This is a genomic window from Thermotoga sp. Cell2, from assembly GCF_000789375.1.
In the GTDB taxonomy this organism is placed as follows: Bacteria; Thermotogota; Thermotogae; order Thermotogales; family Thermotogaceae; genus Thermotoga; species Thermotoga petrophila.
Genome location: NZ_CP003409.1, coordinates 1,415,401 through 1,431,046, shown reverse-complemented (window position 1 = coordinate 1,431,046; position 15,646 = coordinate 1,415,401). Strand labels below are relative to the sequence as shown.

The following is a 15,646-nucleotide window of genomic DNA, read 5'->3' as shown; positions in this document are numbered from 1 at the left end:
TGAGAGAGTGTATATAATATCTTTTAATATACTTTTTAGGAGAAGCGAAAAAGACCGATGGCTCAAGTGAGAGGTAAAGGATGAAAATTTGTACAAAGGGCAAGAAATGGTTCATTTTGGGGGATGAAACATGAGAACTTCTCTTCTTTATAAGATCAAGGAAGAAGAAAGAATACTTCCTTCCAAAAATTTAAAAGGCAATGAAATCATCTTCATTCTGGCTTTTCCTGACATATACAAGTACGGTTTGCCGAATCTAGGAATCCAGACCCTGTATAAAGAGCTGTATCTTAGAGATGATGTTGCTGTTGATAGGTATTACACAGACGAAGATCAGCCTTTCTCTTTCGAATACGGTTTCAAACTAAAAGATAGTGATTTCATAGGTATTAGTTTTCAATACGAAGGAATCGTGTTAAATGCTTTCAAAATATTGAAAGCAGGTTCTATACCATTGATCAATCTTCTCAGAGAAGAGAACGATCCCATTATAATAGGTGGAGGACCTGTAGCTAATTATAATCCACTGCCGTTATCTCTAGTTTGTGATGTCATAGTCTTAGGAGAGGCAGAAGAGGCTATTCATAAAATCATAGATTCATACAAAGTTTATCGAAATGTAAAAAGAAAGCGTATGAAATTCCTGCAGGCTGTCTCTCAAATAGAAGGGATTTACGTGCCTTGTATTCACGGTTTTTTCCAAACGGGTATGGTGAAACAAACCAGTCCTGTTGATATAAACGAACATCCAGCACATAGTATATTCGTTACTAAAAATACCGTTTATGAGGAAAGAGTTTTTTCTATAGAAGTGAGACGAGGATGTACCCAAAGATGCAGATTTTGTTATATGGGGCATAGGTTAAAACCACCTAGAACTTTAAGATGGGAAACATTCAAGAAAATAGTTGATCTAGCAATTGATCAGTGCAATGTGGAAATAATTAAACTCTTCTATGAAGGACTAGAAACTAGGATTGTAGAGCATTATCTTGAATACATCATTAAAAAAGGAGGGAGAGTGAGGATCGGTTCTCAGAGATTAGAAAAATTGTCGAAGCGGATAATAGAGATTGCTGCAATTTCCGGCCAAAGAAAGATAACTGTAGCACCAGAAACGAGCGGAAGATTACGCAAAGTAATAGGTAAACACGAAATAAAGGATGAGGAAATATTGGAAGTGGTTAGGATCTCTTCCCTCTATGGCATACCAGATTTCGGTCTTTACTTTATCTTAGCCATACCTGGCGAGACATTTGAGGATTTAGATAAGATAGCAGATCTTATAATGAAGGTTCGGCATCAAATGAACAAACTAAAGAATACTGATGGGCGCTTGGAAATAGGTATAAATCCTTTATATCCTAAACCTTTCACTCCTTTCCAGTATGTGAAACTTCCGTCGCTTAAGAATATTGAGGACAGATTTCTTTACATTGTAGAGAAAGTTAAAAAAGAAGGATTTCCTGTGGTTATATCAAATGATGTTGTTGACGAAAAAGTGGAAAAAAGACAAAAAGATGAAAATGAAAATGAGTCGCTTGTAAAATTTGAAACAACGGTGTTTCATCCAATTTCTTTACTCCAACCAATGATTTCAAGGGGAGGATTAGAAATAGCTTTCTTGCTACACTATTTGCATAGCAAACGCTTCAATACTGTCAGTGATCTTGAGAATCTCCTGAATGAGTTTGGTATAAATGCAGCTTGGTACTTTGAGGAATATATTGATAAATACTGTCCTTGGAAGATCCAGAAAACTTTAATATCAGAAGATTATCTATTAAAAGAATATTTTAAGGCTTTGAACTTTATATCAACAGATGAGGAATGTAAGTTAAATTGTTCTCAATGCTTTAATCGATGTATTGATATATCGACGACCAACTATCAGGGGGGAATGTCGAATGCTTGAGATTGTGGCCTTCAGAGGGGATGAATATGGTCTTTCAGCCAGGATACTGGCTGATTTTCTCGATGAATTCAGAATCCATGAAATGTCCCCCGATAACTTCAACGGGAAAGAAGAGATAGAAAATGACTTCATAATCGTGTGCAATCCAAAACTGCTGACGGAAAATTTCCTGAGGCAGGCGTATGAATACTCCAGAGACAGGGGCATTTACTTTGGAGTCATATCTGCCCTCTCCATCGATCTGCTGAGAGAAAAACTCGCAAATTACCAGGAACAGATCTCACTTGATCCCCAGCAGTATCTTATAATCTTGAGGAAGGAAAACAAAAGTATAAAACACAGACTCAACGCGGAAGTTTTCACGCGGTACGAAAGCACGGTGGACAACTTCGACAGAGTGAAGCACAAAAAGCTCTGTTTGAGCATGGTGATAGATGGAAACAGAAGGCATCTGCATCTGAGTGACGGAAAGATCTGCGGAATCAACAGAGACATCCCTCTGGAAGAGATTTACAGATACTTCCCGGACTGTCAGAACTGCGAATATGAGAGGGTTTATGCTCAGGATGTTCAGGCTGAGTGTATCTTCATGGACTCGTGCTCAAGCACTCTCATTTCCACCTCAGAGAAGGGAGAGTACATAAACGTTGGAATGAACTTTTTGAAGAACGCAAAGGTCCTCATCAGCTCTTACAGGCCAAAACAAGGCTATAACAGTGAGGCTCTTCTTTTCCATCATCTCATCTCTCACGGATTCGAGGCAGGAGAAGTGCTCTACATTCTGAACACGAACTCCTACAACCACTGCTCGGACTACCTTCCGTACATACTCTACGGCTTTCCAAACGCAAAGGTGACCATTCCAGAAAAACTGGAAGTGGACAGGCTGAGAATGGGGAAAAGCGAGATCGTTTTAGAAATCGACAGAATTGCTGGGATGAGGCTTTTAGAGATTCATGCAGGAGAGGATATTCTCAATGAAGTATTGAAAAGGCAGTTCTATGTGTTTTCCAGCGACGAGATAAGGAAGGACGTGTTCTACTCGGTGATACCCTATCCGCTCAAAAACAGTATCAAACTCTTTTTGTATTCATGGGAAGAAGTGAATGGGCCGTTGAGAATTGTTTTCGGAGTGGGGAAAAGGCTAAGAGAAGATGTGTATTCAAAAAGATATTTCAACATGAGAAAACTGGAACTTCTGGGATTCAGGCACAAGAAGATTCAGAATCAGGTTCACGATTACTTCTCGAAGATAAACGAGCAAACGGAGGTTCTGGACGAAGCAAACAGAAACCTGAAAAACTTCGATTTGCACAGATTGAGTAAGAATCTGTCAGCAGTGGAGGAGAGAATCTACAACCTTCTGGCCGATCATCTTCTTTCACAGAATCCGAAGTTTTTCATAGAGGTGTACGGCGAAAACATGACGGTCAGATGTGCAGAAGAAGACCTTCACAAAACCATCAGGTGTCCGTACTGTGGTAATTACCTGTCAATAAAAGAGAGCGAAAACACTCTCGTACCCATGAAAAGATACTCTGGATTTTGCAGCAACTGTCACAACGTTTTCGACACCGAGAGCGTTCATCCCCCGAAGTATCCTGAGATAGTCCTTGTTCACGAGCAACCCGACAGAAAGATCTTCTACGTGAAAGTCTGGAATGAAAATGCCCACACCACGAACAACCTGGTGTGTTTCAACCTGTGGTGTGAGAACAGAAGTGAAATGGAAAACATTTATTTGAGCAGAGATTTTCAGGTCTTCACGCTTGAGCCTGGTGGGGAGGAAAAGTTCGAAGTCGAGGTGGCCCTGAAAAGGACAGATCAGAGAATCAACAAGACCTACTGTCTCTACGTATACTGGTTTGAAGACTTCAATCTCAGTGTCAGCACCTACACCTTCAGACTGAAGAACGTGTAGAGGAGGTGAAAGGAGTTGAACAGAAACCTCCTTCTTTTCGCCTCCGGTTCGTTCGTTTCGCTGATCGGCACCAGGATCTATCAAGTTGCACTGGCATGGTGGCTCTACTCGAAAACCGGCTCGAGCGAATACGTGGGCCTCTTCATGATATCCTCTTTTCTTCCCGCCATAATAGTGAGTCCCTTCGCTGGAACGGTGGTGGACAGGCACAGCAGAAGAAACATGATGGTTGTGATGGATATTCTCAGGGGAGTTCTGTTCATGTATCTGTTTCTCATGGAATATTTCTCAGAGTTAACGATGGCGCTTCTTCTGATCGTCACCGTTCTTGTCTCCGTGTTCGATTCTTTCTTCAATCCAGCAGTTGATTCCCTGCTTCCCGATCTGGTCAGAAAAGAAAACCTGGTCAGGGCGAATTCACTCTACAGGTTGCTGAAGAACCTCTCAAAAATACTTGGACCTGCCCTTGGAAGCCTCCTTCTGAAGGTAGTGGGACTTGCAGGAGTGATTCTCATAAATTCTCTGTCCTTTTTGATTTCAGGAATCTTTGAGATGTTCATAAAGGTTGAAGAAAAGCATCTGAAGAAAGTGTCGAAGGAAAGAAATATGTGGCAGGACATAAAATCTGCTCTTTTGTACATAAGATCGGTGAGGTTCATCCTGGTGACGATACTGGTCATTGCCATCATGAACTTCTTCACAGGTTCAATGCACGTTCTGCTACCTGAACACGTCTCGAAACTGGGAAAGAGCGAGTGGGTCTATGGAACGTTGATGAGTATGCTGTCGTTTGGGGGACTGATAGTCACATTTCTGATGGCAACGATAAGAACAAGAGCCAGCGTGAAAACCCTGGGTTTGAATCTGGTGGGGTACGGGCTGGCTGTTTTCGTGTTTGCCATGACGGGTAACCATTGGCTTATGTTTGCCATGTATTTCCTCATTGGAATCTTTCAAACCCTTTTCAACATAAACGTTATCACACTGCTTCAACTGGCAATACCGGAGGAAATGAGGGGAAAGATCTTTTCCCTGATCTCAGCCGTATCTTTCTCGCTACTGCCCGTTTCCTATGGTTTCTTTGGATTTCTCTCCAGTTACGTTGCAACGGCGCACATCTTCATAACCACTTCCATGGCGCTCATCGCAGGAGGCGTGCTGATTTCTCTTCAGAGGTTTGAGGGGTGAGCGGTTGAAATATCAAGAAGATCTGTTTACCAGCATCAATGAGTGTAATCAAAGGACCGTGATACCAAACACTCCTAATAATAAAATAACGAAAAGGAGCATTACTACTCCTTTTCTTTGGTTGTGAGTGATTTTGCTTTATCTTGTTTGACAAAGTAAATGCGTGTAGGAACTGAATAATATCTCGTCACTCTTTCAGTATCATCTCCCACCAAACTTCTTTGATTCAAAGGTAAGCCACAAAGGCTCACCTCACTGCCAACCAAGCTTCACAACCCAAAAATCAGCGCTTCCATGATTTCCAGTCACATCTCCATCGTTTGATTTGGTAAATCCAGCCACTATGTATCCTCCATCTGTTGTCTGCTGAACTGACCAAGCACTATCCGAACCAGATCCGCCCAGTGCTTTTTGCCACTGCATGTTCCCATTGCCGTCAAGCTTTACTACCCAAGCATCGAGTGATCCATGATTTCCTCGGATAACCCCATCGGTTGAATAGGTTCCTCCAGCCACTATGTAACCTCCATCGGTTGTTTGTTGAACTGAAGTGGCCCAGTCATTTCCGGATCCGCCAAGGGTTTTCTGCCATTCTATGTTTCCATCTTTGTCAAGCTTTACTATCCAAGCGTCAAGCGAGCCATGATTTCCACTAACATCTCCATCATTAGACCAGGTAAATCCAGCTACTATATACCCACCATCGGGTGTTTGTTGAACTGAAAAAGCCCAATCCCAATTGGATCCACCGAGAGTTTTCTGCCATTCTATGTTTCCATCTTTATCAAGCTTTACTATCCAAAAGTCACCGTTTTCATGATTCCCTTTGACATCTCCATCGTTTGACTCGGTATATCCAGCCACTATATACCCACCATCGGGTGTTTGTTGAATTGAAAAAGCATAATCATCACTGGATCCACCAAGAATTTTCTGCCAAATAATTTCTGGCGCAGTTTCAGCTATGCAAATTAAAGAAACAGTAACAAGCATTATACCAAAGAACACAGTGATAAACATCTTGCTCATAAAAACACCCCCCTTACACCATTTAAGTGAACTCTGTCGATTTCTCCAGGCTTTCTGAAAACCTCATTTACTATTTAATTGGTGGTATTGTATCACAAAGCCCCTGATATGCAAAATCTTCTCACTTCAAACCTTAAAGCAAAGAATTCTTTAAAAGCTTCTTTTCCCTTCTGCCTCAACAAAAAAATAATATTTCACCAGTACAGGATATGAGCTTTGCCCTTTTCTGATACACCCTGGCTATTATGACCTCACCTCCTTCCACTAGTTATAGTCCGTTTCTTTGTGTTTCAACTCTGGAACAATTTGGTGAGGACCCATAAAAACAAAAAGCCCGGCCATTTCGACCGGGCTTCCCTATTCATTCAACGTACAGCAAGATAGAACGGTCTATTCTTCTTCGTTCCACTAGTGGTAAAAAGAGACGAACAAGTTCTTCTTCTGTCTCACTGTCGATGGGAACACGGTTTACAACACGAAACGTCATAATCCAGGCTCTGAGGCCTTCTTCTCCGTCTTCTAAAATGCCGTAGAAAGGAGAGTCCGTTCCAGGTATGTGCCCTCTGATGGTCGTACCAAGCCCTGTAAGCTTTTCAAACGTTCCTTCTTTTGCCACAAAAGTGTACTCTCTGCCGTCTGTACCCTTCACAGTTTTTCTGATCACCACAATCACCTCCTCATTCGACCGTTCTGAGATCACTCTCGTTTTTTCCAATTCCAAAACTATGGTATCATTAAGAAAAAACAAACAACGGACGATGGGGGGGCGCCGCAAGAAGTGTCTTCAATGTGGTTTGCAGTTCTTTCATCGAATGAGGTGAGGAGAAAACCCGTTGGAGTTAGGCGACTCGGGAGAGACCTGGTGTTCTGGAGGGACAGCTTGGGAAAAGTCTACGCCCTGGAAGACTTCTGCGTGCACCGGAGGGCTAGGCTCTCAGCGGGGAAGGTTATAAACGATAGAATCCAGTGCCCCTTTCACGGGTTTGAGTACGACGGTAACGGCAGGGTGAGGCTTATACCGGCCCTCGGGAAGAACTACAAAGTTCCTGATAGATTTAGGGTTAATTCATACCCGGTTTACGAAAAAATAACATAATATGGCTCTGGTTCGGAGAAGGAGAGCCAGAGAAGGAGCCAAAGTTCTTCGATGATATAGATGAGGACTTCGCTTATGCGGAGTTCAGGGAGCTCTGGAACGTCCCGTTCCTGAGGGCGGTTGAGAACCAGCTCGACGTCATGCACCTACCTTTCGTCCACAGAACCACCATAGGCCGGGGAAACAGGACCCTGGTCCACGGCCCCGTCGTCAAGTGGATAGACGAAGACAGTTTCATTTTTTACGTGTTCAACGAGGTCGATAGGGGGCAGAGGGTCAAAAGACCCGAGGAACTCAGCGGGGAGGAGTCGAGGGTTTACCTTGAGTTCATATTTCCCAACCTCTGGCAGAACCACATAAGTGAAGGTACGAGAGTGGTAGCCTTTTTTGTTCCCGTGGACAGGCAGAAAACCATGATATACCTCCGCTTTTACGTGAAAATGACGGGATTGAAACCCGTTGATTCCATCATAGCCCGTTTAAGCATGCCCTTAAACAGGATAATCCTCCACCAGGATAGGAGAGTTGTGGAGACCCAGGAGAGGGACATAAGGAAAGATGTCCTCGTCCAGGGTGACCTGCCCATAATGGAGTTTCGCAAAAGGCTTTATAAGGAAAAGAAACTGATTGATTTCCTGTTTGGTGGAGGTCAGTGAGATGTCCGGAGTGAAAACCTATGACCCGACTTCATGGAGACCAAAGCACCTTGACCTCCTGCTTTCAGCTGTAATAGCCTTCTCTCTCCCTGCTGTGGCGGGATGGCTCTATGATCTGAGCGGGGTCCTCATTCCCATGCTTATCTACTACTCCCTCGCCTGGGGCCTTGTGAAGCTGAGAAGAGGCGTTGTAGGCTATGGAACACCCTTCCCGAAAAAGCCTCCCAAGTGGTTCTATGTGAACGTCCTTGTAATACTCACGGCCCTATTCTTTGCCTACCAGGCACGGATTAGAGTTGAGGAAGTTGACCGGTTTGGTGTTCTCCTTACGGCACTTTTGTGGGCTCCGGTGAATGCTTCGACCGAACAGATACTCTGGCTCTACCTGTTTGATTCATGGGACCTGTACCCTGAAAAACCCAGGCTCAGATATCGCCTTGCAGGCCTGGTGTTCTTCGCCGCCTTCGTGGGGCTAATACACACGATGTTCTGGACAAAGTTCCTCCATGTAGCAAGTCCCGAGGGATTCTTTGGGGTGGCGTTTGTGCTGATGACGACCATTTCAGGGTTCATCCACATAGTGGTATGGCGTCAGTCCGGAAACATGGTTTTCACGTTCATACCACACTTTCTTCTGAACCTCGGCCCGCTCTTCTGGACGGGCTATAGCATAGTACCATACCTGTGGAGGTGAGAACCTGCGTCTCTGGTCGCTCCACCCAAAATACCTTGACGCCAAAGGGCTCGTGGCACTCTGGAGGGAAAGTTTACTGGCTAAAAAAGTGCTCGAAGGAAAGACCAGGGGGTACAGAAACCACCCGCAGCTTGAACGTTTTAAAAACCATTCAGAGCCGTTAAAGGCCATAAACGCCTACCTCTTTGAGGTATGGAGGGAAGCGGAAAGGAGGGGCTACCGCTTTGACATCAGGAAGATAGAGGTAGTGGAACTCAAGGAAAAGATCCCGGTCACGAAGGGCCAACTTGAATATGAGTTTCACCACCTCCTCAAGAAACTTCAGAAAAGAGATCCAGAGCGATATGAAACATTGAAAAGCGAAAAGGATATCCACGCCAGTCCTGTGTTTCTGATCATCGAGGGAAAAGTAGAACACTGGGAAAAAGGAGTCTTCCCTTGAATGGATACGAACCTTTTCTGGTTTACCCCGTTCTCATGCCTTCGTTTTCTTTCACTGGATACAGTCATATCCTTTTCTATCCACGAACACTTAAGGCAAGAACCCATAAAAACAAAATAACCCGGCCAAAACGGCCGGGCTGTTCATATCGATCTGGTAGCGGGGGTGGGATTTGAACCCACGACCTTTGGGTTATGAGCCCAACGAGCTGCCAGACTGCTCCACCCCGCACCGTCTAATCCCGTTTTTATAATATAGCATCACCCCGTTAGGTTGTCAAGAGGGAGAAACTCTTGAAAGGTTTCCCCAATGTATGATAAAATAATCAACGAACGAGCGGGTGTAGCTCAGCTGGTAGAGCACCAGCTTCCCAAGCTGGGGGTCGCGGGTTCGAATCCCGTCGCCCGCTCCACAACCCGGCACATGCCGGGGTATGTTTTTGTGGTATAATCATCCTTGACCCCAGTCTGGGGAAGAACCTGGGCTGGCGGAGACTGATAAAATGGAGGTGTTCGGTGGTGTCTCTCGACCCTGAAAAGAAAACGAAATCATCAAGGAATTCCAGATCCACGAGAACGACACAGGATCCGTTGAGGTGCAGATCGCTCTTCTCACTGCGAGGATCAAACATTTGACAGAGCACCTGAGAAAGCATCCAAAGGATTTCCACTCCAGAAGAGGACTCATGAAGATGATCGGAAGAAGAAGAAAAATGTTGAAGTACCTGAGACACAAGAAACCGGAAGTTTATCGAGAACTCATCGCCAAGTTAGGAATCAGGAAATAAAATTCTAAGGAGGGGGAAGCGGGCTTGTTGCCCGCTTCCTGATTTAAATTGATTGGGTAGAGGTGATAGGAATATGAAGGAATGGCGACGTAACATCCTTGGAAGAGAACTCGTAGTTCAGTACGGAAAAGTAGCGAAACAATCGAGTGGTTCAGCCCTGGTGAGGTTTGGTGACACAGTTGTTCTGGCAACCGCAAACATTTCAGACAAAGCAGTGGAAGGAATCGACTTTGTACCTCTCACCGTTGAGTTCCAGGAAAGGTTCTACGCTGCCGGAAAGATCCCCGGTGGTTTCATAAAGAGGGAAGGCAGACCCAGCGAATCCGCTATTCTCTCAGCCCGCCTCATCGACAGACCGATAAGGCCTCTCTTTCCAAAAAAACTCAGAAACGAGGTCCAGGTTATCGTGACCGTGCTTTCGGTGGATCCGAACGTTCCACCGGACGTTGTGGGAATCTTTGCCGCGTCCCTCGCATTGAACGTTTCAAAGATACCGTTTGAAGGTATAGTGGCGGGTATTAGGGTTGGTTACAGAGACGGACAGTTCATAGCCTTACCCAGTGAGGAAGACATAGAAAAGGGTCTGATGGATATCACCGTTGCTGGAACAAAAGACGCTGTCACCATGGTCGAAGGTGAAGCAAAAGAAGTAACAGAAGAAGATATGGTGAAGGCCTTGAGATTCGCCCACTCCGTCATAAAAGAACTAGTCGATTTCCAGGAAGAGATTCTCTCAGAGTTCAACGTGGAGAAAATCCCCGTTGTCGAGCCCACACCACCTGAAGGCCTCGTTGAGGCTTTCAAAGATCTTCTAAACAAAGAAGAACTGGAAAGAAGAATCCTCGTAAAGGTGAAGAAGGAAAGAGAAGTGGCTCTCAAAGAGTACGAAGAACAGCTTCTGAATCAGATTGCAGAAAAATTGTCCGTAACCGATTTGAAAGGAATCAAACCCTTTGTCTCGGAACTCTATGAAGATGCCGTCAAAAAAACAATGAGGAGATTGATAGTGGAGAAGGGTATCAGAGCGGACGGGAGAAAACCGACCGAGATCAGACCCATCTCCTGCGAGGTTGGATTGTTCCCGAGAACACATGGCTCTGCTCTTTTCACCAGAGGGGAAACACAGAGTCTCGGTATCGTTACTCTCGGCGCTCCCATGGACGTTCAGATCATAGACACACTCCTCGAAGAAGGCGTTAAGAGGTTCATGCTGCACTACAACTTTCCTCCGTTCTGTACAGGAGAGGTGAAGCCGCTCAGAGGTCCCAGCAGAAGGGAAATCGGGCATGGACATCTGGCAGAAAGAGCTCTGAAGAACATGCTTCCACCCGAAGAAGAGTTCCCCTACACCATAAGAGTGGTTTCTGAGATCCTGGAGTCCAACGGTTCTTCCTCAATGGCCACGGTGTGTTCAGGATCCCTGGCGCTGATGGATGCTGGAGTTCCTATCAAGAAACACGTTGCAGGAATAGCGATGGGGCTCATTCTTGAAGAAGACGCCGAGATCATACTCACAGACATCATTGGAATGGAAGACCACTACGGTGATATGGACTTCAAAGTGGCTGGAACAAGAGACGGAATCACCGCCTTTCAGATGGACTGTAAGGTCTCAGGTGTCTCAGATGAACTCCTCATGAAAGCGCTCATGCAGGCAAGGGAAGCGAGAATGTACATTCTCGACAGGATGTATGAAACCATCTCTGCTCCAAGACCGCATCTGTCCAAGTATGCACCGATCATAAAGGTAACCAAGGTCGATCCAGAAAAAGTGGCGGATGTCATAGGACCTGGAGGCAGAGTGATAAAGAAGATCATAAAAGACTTCGATGTGAAGGTGGAGATCGACGACGAAACAGGCCTCGTCAAGGTCGTTGGAAGTTCTGAAGAAAACGTTGACAAGGCCATCGAACTCATAAGGGAAATAGCCAAAGAAATAGAAGTGGGAGAAGTTCTGGAAGGAAAGGTCACAAGGATAGAACCTTACGGACTGTTCATAGAGGTGAGACCAGGTAAGATAGGCCTCCTTCATCAGAGCAAAGTAGGAGAAGATATGAGGCAGTTCTTGAAAAAGGTGAAAGTCGGTGATACCATAAAGGTACAGGTGATCAACATAGATGACCTCGGAAGACTGCAGTTCAAACGTGTCACAGAGGGGGAAAACACTCAGCATGGAAAGACACACAATAAACGAAATTGAGATTTTCACCATACCTTTTGACAAGGCGCGGACGATCTCCTGCGCCTTTTTAATTAAAAAGGGATCCGCTCACGAGCCAGAAGAACTTGCGGGGATCTCCCATTTCATAGAACACATGGCTTTCAGGGGAACAAAAAGCTACGATCACTTTTCTCTCAAGTACACCGTAGAAGTGGTTGGAGGAACTCTCAATGCCTTCACCGATAAACTCGCCACCGCTTATTATGCAAAAGTTCCGGAGTTTCACTTCGGAAAAACGCTGAACGTGTTGAAAGAGATAACTTTTTATCCCATTTTCTCTCCCGAAGACACCGAGATAGAGAGAAAGATCATTCTTGAAGAGTACAAGATGTCCCAGGATGATCCAACCAGTAAACTCTTCGATACTCTGGTGGAAACTGTCTGGCCCGGGCCCTACGGAAGGCCCATCATTGGAAGGAAGGAAACTATTGAGAAGATCTCGTCGGAAGATCTCAGAGAGTATCACAGGAAAAACTACAATCTTCCGGATACCAAAATCATCCTCGCTGGAAAAGTAAACGATGACTACCTTTCTCTTCTGGAAAAAGAATTGAGCGAATTAGAAAGGAACAAGCCAGGAGATCCTCTTCCACCTCCACCTTCGTTCGAACACACGGAACCCAGATACATCGTGAGGAACGACCTGGAGCAGGTACACATTGCCATGGCAAGACCCATTTGTGGAAGAATCAGTGAAGATATATACCCGCTTTATGCTCTCAACACCGCACTGGGAAGTGGAATGAGCTCCATTCTGTTCCACGAAATAAGGGAGAAAGAGGGCTTCGTTTACGATGTGTTCTCCCAGATCTACGCGCTGAAGGAAACAGGAATCATCATCGTGTACGCGGCTCTTTCTCCTGAAAAGATAGATGAGTTCTTCTCAAAGATGAAAGACGTTCTCTCCAATGAATCTCTTTTCATGAAGAATTTCGAATACGGAAAGATGAGATACCTTGGAAAGCTCGATATGGTCACAGACAATCCAGCCGGCATGATGAGTTTCGTGATCGATGATCTCTCTAATGACTCTCTGGAGACCATAGAGGAAAGGGTCGAGAGAATAAAGAACGTTTCGAAAGAAGACTACAGAAGGGCCTACGAGAGATTTATTGCGGGTAACTGGAGCGTGTTCGGGATAGGACCCGAGTCCGGGAAGATTATTGAAAAACACGAGATGATCGTTTGAGGAGGGATTGGATGAAAGAAGCCCTGACCTTTGACGATGTGCTGCTTGTTCCACAGTACAGCGAAGTCCTTCCAAAAGACGTGAAAATAGACACCAGGCTCACAAGACAGATACGAATAAATATACCACTTGTGAGTGCCGCCATGGACACAGTGACCGAAGCGGCTCTGGCAAAGGCTCTCGCAAGGGAAGGCGGCATTGGAATCATTCACAAAAATCTCACTCCCGATGAACAGGCGCGCCAGGTATCGATCGTAAAGAAGACCGAAAACGGCATCATATACGATCCTATCACCGTAACCCCGGATATGACGGTGAAAGAAGCAATTGATCTCATGGCAGAGTACAAAATAGGTGGACTTCCCGTTGTGGACGAAGAGGGAAGGCTTGTTGGCCTGCTCACAAACAGAGATGTCAGGTTCGAAAAGAACCTTTCAAAGAAGATAAAAGATCTGATGACACCAAGAGAAAAGCTCATCGTGGCCCCTCCAGACATCTCCCTTGAAAAAGCAAAAGAAATTCTCCACCAGCACAGAATAGAGAAACTTCCCCTCGTCTCAAAAGACAACAAGCTCGTTGGATTGATCACCATCAAGGACATAATGAGTGTGATAGAACATCCCAACGCGGCGAGGGACGAAAAGGGAAGGCTTCTCGTGGGCGCAGCGGTTGGAACGAGTCCTGAAACCATGGAAAGGGTGGAAAAGCTCGTAAAAGCGGGTGTGGATGTGATCGTCATAGATACCGCTCACGGTCACTCCAGAAGAGTGATAGAGACCCTCGAGATGATAAAAGCGGACTACCCGGATCTACCAGTTGTAGCCGGGAATGTGGCGACCCCGGAAGGAACGGAGGCACTCATAAAGGCGGGAGCGGACGCTGTGAAAGTAGGTGTGGGTCCCGGATCGATCTGTACAACGAGAGTGGTAGCTGGTGTCGGCGTTCCTCAGCTCACGGCCGTTATGGAATGTTCTGAAGTTGCAAGAAAGTACGACGTTCCCATCATAGCAGACGGAGGAATCAGATACTCTGGAGACATTGTGAAAGCACTTGCAGCCGGTGCCGAGAGTGTCATGGTCGGAAGTATCTTTGCCGGTACCGAAGAGGCACCGGGAGAAACGATACTGTATCAGGGTAGAAAGTACAAGGCCTATAGAGGTATGGGAAGCCTTGGTGCCATGAGGTCTGGAAGTGCGGACAGATACGGTCAGGAAGGGGAAAACAAGTTCGTCCCCGAAGGAATAGAGGGTATGGTGCCGTACAAAGGAACCGTAAAAGACGTGGTGCATCAGCTTGTGGGCGGACTCAGATCCGGTATGGGATACGTTGGTGCCAGAACAATAAAAGAACTCCAGGAAAAGGCAGTCTTCGTGAAAATCACTCCAGCTGGAGTGAAAGAAAGCCATCCACACGACATCATCATAACGAAAGAATCTCCGAACTACTGGGTCCAGGCTTAAGAGAGTTTCTTTATGATTTCGTACTCTTTCATCGCTTCTTCGTGCATACCGATTTCTTCATAAAGACGGGCGAGCTTCAATCGGAGCTTCACATTTTCCGGCTGTTTCTGGAGCAGCTTCAAATAAATCGAAGCTGCTCTTTTTTTCATGCCGATTCTCCTGTAAAAAGACGCTCTGAATCGAGCAGAAAGAAACGGTAGAGCAAGAAAAACCAGGAAAAACGGGTAATATCTACCTCTTTTCTCTTCAGACACCTTCGACTTTTTTGAAACAGCGGCCAGTTTTTCTCTGAGCTTTTCCTTGGGAATGGTGAGCTGTTCGTACTCGTCGAGGATCTCCTCCACGTTCCCAGAGGCGTCCACCTTTGCAGAGATGGAAAAGTATTTCTTTATCTGTTCTTCGAGTTCGTCTGTTTCACTGTATCCCAAGTGGTGTGCCACTTCAAAAAGTCTCAGAATATAGGAGTAACTCTCCTCTTTCAGAGGTATCTCCTTTGCTTTTCTCACAAGATGGTAGGCTATTTCTTCGGCATTTTCCACTTTCGAGAGAGCCTCCACCACCTCAAATGAGAACACGAAAGGATCTTCAAGAAACCTGTTCACAAGATCTTCGGCGAACTTCTCGGGGTTTTCTATTTTCAAACTGATGCCGAGCTTCCAGAAAAATGGTGAAGAGAGAAATTCCTCCACGTCTTGCAGTTTCTCAGCAAAACTCTTCAGCTCTGGAAAGATTTCTTCCAGCAGGGGAACCTCTTCCTCGGAGAACATTTCTTCTGTGTCTCTTAGTTTTTCAAGGAGACCATGAAAGTCTTCTGAGATGATTTCCCGAGAGAGGGAGGGGTGTTTTTCAACGAGCTTTTTTTTGGCAAAGAGAAACTCTCCAACATTTTCTAATTCTGGATCAGAGGGGTGCTTTTTCATGTAGTCGAGAAAAAGATCTATGGCATTGTCCAGATTCGTCTTCGAAAGGCTTTTTATTTCCTCAAGGGATAGCGCCATCGTTAGAAGAGAAGGTATCAGTAGAAGAAGAATGAAGATAATTCTCAAAA

The 15,646-nt window shown here is 45.3% G+C and carries 12 protein-coding genes, 2 tRNA genes and 1 pseudogene; 11 read left to right on the top strand and 4 right to left on the bottom strand.

Annotation, left to right across the window (positions count from 1 at the left end; translation table 11 throughout):
* Positions 1-130: 130 nt before the first annotated feature.
* The 3 genes from CELL2_RS07440 to CELL2_RS07430 are packed head-to-tail and all read left to right on the top strand — an operon-like array spanning position 131 to position 5,024.
* Positions 131-1,915: a radical SAM protein gene (locus CELL2_RS07440; RefSeq protein WP_004081533.1), complete on the top strand. Its 1,785-nt coding sequence runs from the start codon at positions 131-133 to the stop codon at positions 1,913-1,915.
* Positions 1,908-3,836, top strand: a complete 1,929-nt coding sequence (locus CELL2_RS07435) for a hypothetical protein (protein ID WP_004081534.1) — start codon at positions 1,908-1,910, stop codon at positions 3,834-3,836. The genes CELL2_RS07440 and CELL2_RS07435 overlap by 8 nt, the downstream gene beginning before the upstream one ends.
* A gap of 15 nt (positions 3,837-3,851) precedes the next feature.
* Entirely contained in the window at positions 3,852-5,024 is a 1,173-nt protein-coding gene (locus CELL2_RS07430; RefSeq protein WP_004081535.1) for an MFS transporter, read from the top strand.
* 252 nt (positions 5,025-5,276) lie between these two features.
* Here CELL2_RS07430 and CELL2_RS07425 read toward each other — a convergent pair whose 3' ends face one another.
* Together CELL2_RS07425 and CELL2_RS07420 are read right to left on the bottom strand one after the other, a co-directional pair.
* Positions 5,277-6,053 (bottom strand): hypothetical protein, encoded by a 777-nt coding sequence (locus CELL2_RS07425; RefSeq protein ID WP_004081536.1) that lies wholly within the window; start codon positions 6,051-6,053, stop codon positions 5,277-5,279.
* A gap of 361 nt (positions 6,054-6,414) precedes the next feature.
* Positions 6,415-6,717 (bottom strand): hypothetical protein, encoded by a 303-nt coding sequence (locus CELL2_RS07420; protein WP_011943902.1) that lies wholly within the window; start codon positions 6,715-6,717, stop codon positions 6,415-6,417.
* 123 nt (positions 6,718-6,840) lie between these two features.
* Between CELL2_RS07420 and CELL2_RS09910 the strand changes: the two are divergent.
* The 3 genes and pseudogenes from CELL2_RS09910 (at position 6,841) to CELL2_RS07405 (ending at position 8,941) form a co-directional block, all read left to right on the top strand.
* Positions 6,841-7,805, top strand: a pseudogene (locus CELL2_RS09910) (Rieske 2Fe-2S domain-containing protein).
* A gap of 1 nt (position 7,806) precedes the next feature.
* Positions 7,807-8,499 (top strand): hypothetical protein, encoded by a 693-nt coding sequence (locus CELL2_RS07410; protein WP_004081539.1) that lies wholly within the window; start codon positions 7,807-7,809, stop codon positions 8,497-8,499.
* Positions 8,500-8,503: 4 nt separating this feature from the next.
* A complete protein-coding gene (locus CELL2_RS07405; RefSeq protein ID WP_012896509.1) occupies positions 8,504-8,941 on the top strand; it encodes a pyrimidine dimer DNA glycosylase/endonuclease V in 438 nt (145 codons plus the stop codon).
* Between the two features lie 154 nt (positions 8,942-9,095).
* On the opposite strand, the gene CELL2_RS07400 is transcribed toward CELL2_RS07405, so the two are convergent.
* A tRNA-Met gene (locus CELL2_RS07400) sits at positions 9,096-9,172 on the bottom strand.
* A 105-nt stretch (positions 9,173-9,277) separates the two neighbouring features.
* Between CELL2_RS07400 and CELL2_RS07395 the strand changes: the two genes are divergently transcribed.
* From CELL2_RS07395 to guaB, 5 genes are all read left to right on the top strand, one after another.
* Positions 9,278-9,353: transfer RNA gene (locus CELL2_RS07395), tRNA-Gly, on the top strand.
* A gap of 135 nt (positions 9,354-9,488) precedes the next feature.
* The gene (gene rpsO, locus CELL2_RS07390) at positions 9,489-9,728 is read left to right on the top strand and encodes a 30S ribosomal protein S15 (RefSeq protein ID WP_039446233.1); all 240 of its coding nucleotides are present in this window, start codon (positions 9,489-9,491) and stop codon (positions 9,726-9,728) included.
* Positions 9,729-9,801: 73 nt separating this feature from the next.
* On the top strand, positions 9,802-11,928 hold the full coding sequence (gene pnp, locus CELL2_RS07385) for a polyribonucleotide nucleotidyltransferase (protein ID WP_038034405.1): 2,127 nt from the start codon (positions 9,802-9,804) through the stop codon (positions 11,926-11,928).
* Positions 11,900-13,138 (top strand): pitrilysin family protein, encoded by a 1,239-nt coding sequence (locus CELL2_RS07380; RefSeq protein ID WP_038034408.1) that lies wholly within the window; start codon positions 11,900-11,902, stop codon positions 13,136-13,138. The genes pnp and CELL2_RS07380 overlap by 29 nt, the downstream gene beginning before the upstream one ends.
* A gap of 11 nt (positions 13,139-13,149) precedes the next feature.
* Complete coding sequence (gene guaB, locus CELL2_RS07375) at positions 13,150-14,598, top strand: IMP dehydrogenase (RefSeq protein ID WP_012311160.1); 1,449 nt, start codon at positions 13,150-13,152, stop codon at positions 14,596-14,598.
* Here the strand turns inward: guaB and CELL2_RS07370 are convergent.
* The gene (locus tag CELL2_RS07370) at positions 14,595-15,644 is read right to left on the bottom strand and encodes a lipopolysaccharide assembly protein LapB (protein WP_038034473.1); all 1,050 of its coding nucleotides are present in this window, start codon (positions 15,642-15,644) and stop codon (positions 14,595-14,597) included. The two genes, guaB and CELL2_RS07370, sit on opposite strands and share 4 nt — an antisense overlap.
* Positions 15,645-15,646 lie beyond the last annotated feature (2 nt).

Coding starts and splice junctions, on each gene's coding strand:
- CELL2_RS07440 (WP_004081533.1), top strand. CDS start 131: ATGAGAACTTCTCTTCTTTATAAGATCAAGGAAGAAGAAAGAATACTT.
- CELL2_RS07435 (WP_004081534.1), top strand. CDS start 1,908: ATGCTTGAGATTGTGGCCTTCAGAGGGGATGAATATGGTCTTTCAGCC.
- CELL2_RS07425 (WP_004081536.1), bottom strand. CDS start 6,053: ATGAGCAAGATGTTTATCACTGTGTTCTTTGGTATAATGCTTGTTACT.
- CELL2_RS07410 (WP_004081539.1), top strand. CDS start 7,807: ATGTCCGGAGTGAAAACCTATGACCCGACTTCATGGAGACCAAAGCAC.
- pnp (WP_038034405.1), top strand. CDS start 9,802: ATGAAGGAATGGCGACGTAACATCCTTGGAAGAGAACTCGTAGTTCAG.
- CELL2_RS07380 (WP_038034408.1), top strand. CDS start 11,900: ATGGAAAGACACACAATAAACGAAATTGAGATTTTCACCATACCTTTT.
- guaB (WP_012311160.1), top strand. CDS start 13,150: ATGAAAGAAGCCCTGACCTTTGACGATGTGCTGCTTGTTCCACAGTAC.